Annotated in this window: 5 protein-coding genes and 1 pseudogene; 4 read left to right on the forward strand and 2 right to left on the reverse strand. The window is 74.6% G+C overall.

Going from position 1 to position 4832, the window contains the following annotated elements; all coding sequences use genetic code 11:
- Together ABZ899_RS36340 and ABZ899_RS36345 are read left to right on the forward strand one after the other, a co-directional pair.
- Window positions 1-191, forward strand: a pseudogene (locus ABZ899_RS36340) (MarR family transcriptional regulator); the annotation flags it as partial.
- Window positions 192-251: 60 nt separating this feature from the next.
- A complete protein-coding gene (locus ABZ899_RS36345) occupies window positions 252-1445 on the forward strand; it encodes a CaiB/BaiF CoA-transferase family protein (protein WP_361355155.1) in 1194 nt (397 codons plus the stop codon).
- Window positions 1446-1466: 21 nt separating this feature from the next.
- Here ABZ899_RS36345 and ABZ899_RS36350 read toward each other — a convergent pair whose 3' ends face one another.
- Window positions 1467-2174, reverse strand: a complete 708-nt coding sequence (locus ABZ899_RS36350) for an SDR family oxidoreductase (RefSeq protein ID WP_361355157.1) — start codon at window positions 2172-2174, stop codon at window positions 1467-1469.
- A 101-nt stretch (window positions 2175-2275) separates the two neighbouring features.
- Here ABZ899_RS36350 and ABZ899_RS36355 point away from each other — a divergent pair, with 101 nt between their 5' ends.
- On the forward strand, window positions 2276-3136 hold the full coding sequence (locus ABZ899_RS36355; RefSeq protein ID WP_361355160.1) for a helix-turn-helix transcriptional regulator: 861 nt from the start codon (window positions 2276-2278) through the stop codon (window positions 3134-3136).
- Here ABZ899_RS36355 and ABZ899_RS36360 read toward each other — a convergent pair.
- Window positions 3105-3971, reverse strand: a complete 867-nt coding sequence (locus tag ABZ899_RS36360) for a fructosamine kinase family protein (protein WP_361355163.1) — start codon at window positions 3969-3971, stop codon at window positions 3105-3107. The two genes, ABZ899_RS36355 and ABZ899_RS36360, sit on opposite strands and share 32 nt — an antisense overlap.
- Before the next feature lie 166 nt (window positions 3972-4137).
- Here ABZ899_RS36360 and ABZ899_RS36365 point away from each other — a divergent pair, with 166 nt between their 5' ends.
- Window positions 4138-4707 carry a hypothetical protein gene (locus ABZ899_RS36365; RefSeq protein ID WP_361355165.1) on the forward strand — a complete coding sequence of 190 codons (570 nt, stop codon included), beginning with the start codon at window positions 4138-4140 and terminating at the stop codon, window positions 4705-4707.
- The last annotated feature ends 125 nt before the right edge of the window (window positions 4708-4832 follow it).

The raw sequence follows: 4832 nt of genomic DNA on the forward strand, positions 1-4832 counted from the left end.
TCTCCCGCTACCTCTGCCCCACCGACCGGCGCGGCATCTACACCGACGTCACCGACGCCGGACTCCGCCTCCTCGACCAGGCCCGCCCCACCCACAACAAAGCCCTGCGCGAAGCACTCGACGACGCCGCCCGCAACCCCGAACTCGCCCCCCTCGTCCGGGCCGTCGAGACACTCCGGCTGCCCGCCTGACCTGGGCGGCGGCCGACCCGTCATTGACGTGATCTTCGGCGGGGCCGTACACATGGCGTCATGAGCACCCCGCGTCTCCCCCTCGCCGGCATCACCGTCGTCAGCCTCGAACAGGCCGTCGCCGCGCCCTACGCCACCCGGCAGCTCGCCGACCTCGGGGCGCGGGTGATCAAGGTGGAGCGGCCCGGCGACGGGGACTTCGCCCGCCGCTACGACACCACGGTGCACGGGCAGTCCAGCTATTTCGTGTGGCTGAACCGCTCCAAGGAATCCCTCACGCTGGACCTGAAGTCGCCGCGCGGACGGGAGATCCTGCACGGGCTGCTGGACGGCGCCGACGTCTTCATGCAGAACCTGGCCCCGGGCGCGGCCGGACGGCTCGGCCTCGGGACGGCGGCGCTCGCCGAGCGGTGGCCCCGCCTGATCCCCTGCACGATCTCCGGCTACGGCACCTCCGGACCGTGGGCCGACCGCAAGTCGTACGACCTGCTCGTGCAGTGCCAGACCGGGCTGGTGTCGCTGACCGGGGACGCCACCAGCAGCGCCCGCGTCGGGATCTCCGTCGCCGACATCGCGGCCGGCATGTACGCCTACAGCGGCATCCTCACCGCGCTGTTCACCCGGGCCACCACGGGGTCGGTCCACCCCGTCGAGGTGTCCCTGTTCGAGGCGCTGGCGGAGTGGATGGGGCAGCCCGCCTACTACACGGAGTACGGCGGCGCCCAGCCGGAGCGGCTGGGCACCCAGCACCCGACGCTCGCCCCGTACGGCGCGTTCACGGCCGCCGACGGGCGGCAGGTGCTGCTCTCCATCCAGAACGAGCGCGAGTGGGCGGTGCTCTGCGCCCGGTTCCTGGGCCGGCCCGAGCTGACCGACGACCCGCGCTTCGCGACGAGTTCGGCCCGTGTCGCACACCGCGCCGAGGTCAACTCCGTCGTGGCCGAGCGCTGCGCCCGCTCCACCGCCGAGGAGATCCTCAAGGAGCTGGAGGACATCGGCGTCGCCTGCGCGGGCGTCAACGACGTCGCCGCCTTCCTCGACCACCCGGTGCTGGCCGCCCGCGGCCGCTGGGGCGCGGTGGAGGTGCCGGGCGGTGCGAGCGTCCGCGCCCTGCTGCCGCCGGCCGACCTCGTGGGCGTGCCCGCGCGCATGGACCCCGTCCCCGCGGCCGGCGAGCACACCGACGCGATCCTCGCCGAACTCGGCCGCACCCCGGGGGAGATCGCGGACCTGCGCGCCGACGGCGTCGTCTGAGGCGCCGCCCGTCCCGGCTCCTCACCAGGGCAGCGGCCCGTCGACGTCGACGTAGCCGCCGGTCGGGCCGTCGGGACCCACTTGGGCCATCCGCACGATGATCTCGGCGCCCTGCTCGACGCTCTGGGTGCCGGTGCGCCCGTTGAGGTCGGTGGCGGTGAAGCCCGGCTCTACGGCGTTGATCCGCAGGGCCGGGAACGCCTTGGCGTACTGCACGGTGATCATGTTGACCGCCGCCTTGGAGGACGGGTAGGCCAGGGCCTGGTAGAAGTGGGCCGGCGAGTCCGGGTCGGAGAGCCCGGACAGCGAGGCGAGGCCGCTGCTGACGTTCACCACGACGGGTGCCGGGGACCGCTGGAGCAGCGGCAGGAAGGCGTGGGTCACGCGCACGACGCCGAAGACGTTGGTCTCGAACACGGTGCGCATCTCGTCGGCGGTGGTGTCACCGGCCGCGGGCACGCCGTTGTCCGGGCCGCGCAGCTCGATGCCGGCGTTGTTGACCAGCACGTCGAGCCCGCCGTCGGCCTCGACGGTCTTCGCGGCGGCCCGTACGGAGGCGTCGTCGGTGACGTCCATCAGCACGAACCGGGCGCCGATGCGTTCGGCGGCCGCGCGGCCCCGCTCGGCGTCCCGGGCGCCGACGTACACGGTGTGGCCGGCCTCGACGAGCCGGCGGGCCGTCTCGAGACCGAGTCCCTTGTTCGCTCCGGTGATGAGTGTCGTCGTCATGCGTCCAGCCTCCTGCGCGGCGGGGCCCGCTGCCAGCAGCCCCTCCTTCCTGGGACCGCCGGTACCAGGCACCCGCCCGGCGGACGGTGTTCACTGGGGGGATGACGGCGACGGAACTCGGGCGGGCCCTGCGCCGCTGGCGGGACCGGGTCCCCCCGCAGGCCGCGGGACTGCCCAAGGGCGGGCACCGCAGGGCGGCCGGGCTGCGCCGGGAGGAACTGGCCCTGCTGGCCGGGATCTCGGCCGACTACGTCACCCGGCTCGAACAGGGCCGGGCGAGCAATCCGTCCGCGCAGATCGTGGAGGCGCTGGCCCGGGCCCTGCGGTTGTCGGCGGACGAGCGGGCGCATCTGTTCCGGCTGGCGGACCTGGTGCCGCCCGGCCCGGAGACGGTCCCCGGGCACCTCACGCCGAGCGTGCGGCGGGTGCTGGACCGGCTCGGCGGCACGCCCGTCGGCGTCTACGACGCCTCCTGGACGCTCCTGGAGGCGAATCCGCCGTACGCCGCCCTGATGGGGGACCCGGGGGCACTGCGCGGCTTCGAACGCAACGGTGTGTGGCGGGCGTTCCTCGGGCCGCGGGGCCGGGTACGGCACACGGACCGCGAGCGACGGGACTTCGAGGCCGGGATCGTCGCCGACCTGCGGGCGACCGTGAGCCGCTACCCCGCGGACCCCCGGCTGCGGGAACTGGTGGCGCGGCTGCGCGAGCGCAGTCCTCGCTTCGCCGAGCTGTGGGAGTCGGGCGCGGTCGGCCGGCACGAGACCGGCCGCAAGGTCGTCGACCACCCCGACGCCGGTCCGCTCACCCTGGACTGCGACATCCTCGCGGTGTCCGGCAGCGATCTGCGGCTGATGGTCTACACGGCCGAGCCGGGCACCCCGGACGCCGAAGGCCTCGCACGGCTCTCCGCCGGTCCGACGCCGGTCTTCAGCGGCGCAGGGCCGCCCGGGCGGCCGTGAGGGCCTGTTCGGCGTAGCCGCGGCCGAACAGGACGGCGTGGACGAGGAGCGGGAAGAGCTGGTGCAGGCCGACGCGGCCGGTCCAGCCGTCGGCGAGCGGCGTCTGCCGCCGGTAGCCGTCCAGCACGCGGTCCAGGTGGGGGCAGCCGAAGAGCCGGAGCATCGCGAGGTCGGTCTCGCGGTGCCCGCCGTGCGCGGCCGGGTCGATCAGCCGGACATGCCCGTCGGCGCCCCACAGGACGTTGCCGTTCCACAGGTCGCCGTGCAGCCGCGCGGGAGGTTCGGCGGGGCCGGCCAGCTCGGGCAGCCGCTCGCAGACCTGCTCGAACACATCCGCCTCGGCGGGGCGCAGCGTCCCCGCGTCGACGGCCCGTCGCACATACGGCAGGACGCGGTGCGCGGCGTACCAGCCGGGCCAGTCGGGGCCGGTGGTGTTGCGCATCGCGGCGCGGCCGATGTACGCGTCCTCGGGACCGCCGGGCGGCGGCGCGCCGAACGCGGGGGCGCCCGAGGCGTGCAGGGCCGCGAGGTCCCGGCCGAAGCGCTCGGCGGCCGCGGCGCCGGACCGGCCGGTGGCGACGCGGTCGGTGACGAGCCAGCGCGCGTCGTGGCCGTGGACCCGCGGGACGCGCACCGCGCCGGCGTCGGCCAGCCAGCGCAGTCCCGCGGCCTCGGCCCGGGCCGCCCGCTCGCCGTCGCCGCGCTTGACCACGACCACGCGCCCGCCGTCCAGGGTCACTTCGGTCAGCGTCGCGGTCAGGGGCCGTTCACCGGTCACGGGGAGCCCGGTGAAGTGCGCGGCCACCGCGCCCGGGCTGTCGAAGCTGCTGTGCACGGTGTTCAGCCTACGGCGCGTGCCCGGGGCCGCTCGGGGCGCGGGCGTGGCCTGTCCTCCCCGCGGACCACGAAGTTCCGCCTGCGTGCAACCTTTCCGTCAAGTCGGCTGTCTCCTCTGATATCAGGCACTTCACCTCTCTGGGGACGCAATGGGACGAACAAGAATGGCATGGGCGGCGACCGCCGCGCTCGTGGCCGCCACGTCGGCCATGGCGGCCGTCCCGGCCGGGGCCGCCACGACCACCACCACCAAGGCCACGGCCTGCCCCACCGGTTGGGGCAGCCAGGCAGAGACCCGCTCAGCCGCCACGACGAAGCCGATGACGAACGTCAGGACCGGCCGGCACGCCTGCTTCGACCGCATGGTCGTCGACGTCCCCGGCGCGGGCACCGGGCGGCTCGGCTACTCCATCCAGTACGTGAGCCGCGTCCACCAGGACGGTTCGGGGCGCCCCGTCACCGTCGGCGGCGGGGCCGTGATCGAGGTCCGGGTCGCCGCGCCCGCCTACGACGCCGACAGCGGCGAGCCCACCTACCCGGCCCGGGCCGGTCAGCGGCTGCCGGGGGTGAACCTCACGGGGTACCGGACGTTCCGGGACGCGCGGTTCGTCGGCAGCTTCGAGGGGGACACGCAGATCGGACTCGGCGTCCGGGCCCGGCTGCCGTTCCGGGTGTGGGTGGCGGACGGCCGGATCGTCGTCGACGTCGCGCACAACTGGACCGGCGCACGTTGACTTGCACCTCGGGTTGAAGCCCGGGGATTTTGGCCTTCCTGACCGGTTGCTGTGCCGCTATGCGGCACGGTTTCCGGTGGGGATTCCGTGGCTTCCTGTTTCTTCGCGCTGTGCCGGGATTGCTC

This window comes from Streptomyces sp. NPDC046859 (assembly GCF_040645135.1).
GTDB lineage: Bacteria > Actinomycetota > Actinomycetes > Streptomycetales > Streptomycetaceae > Streptomyces.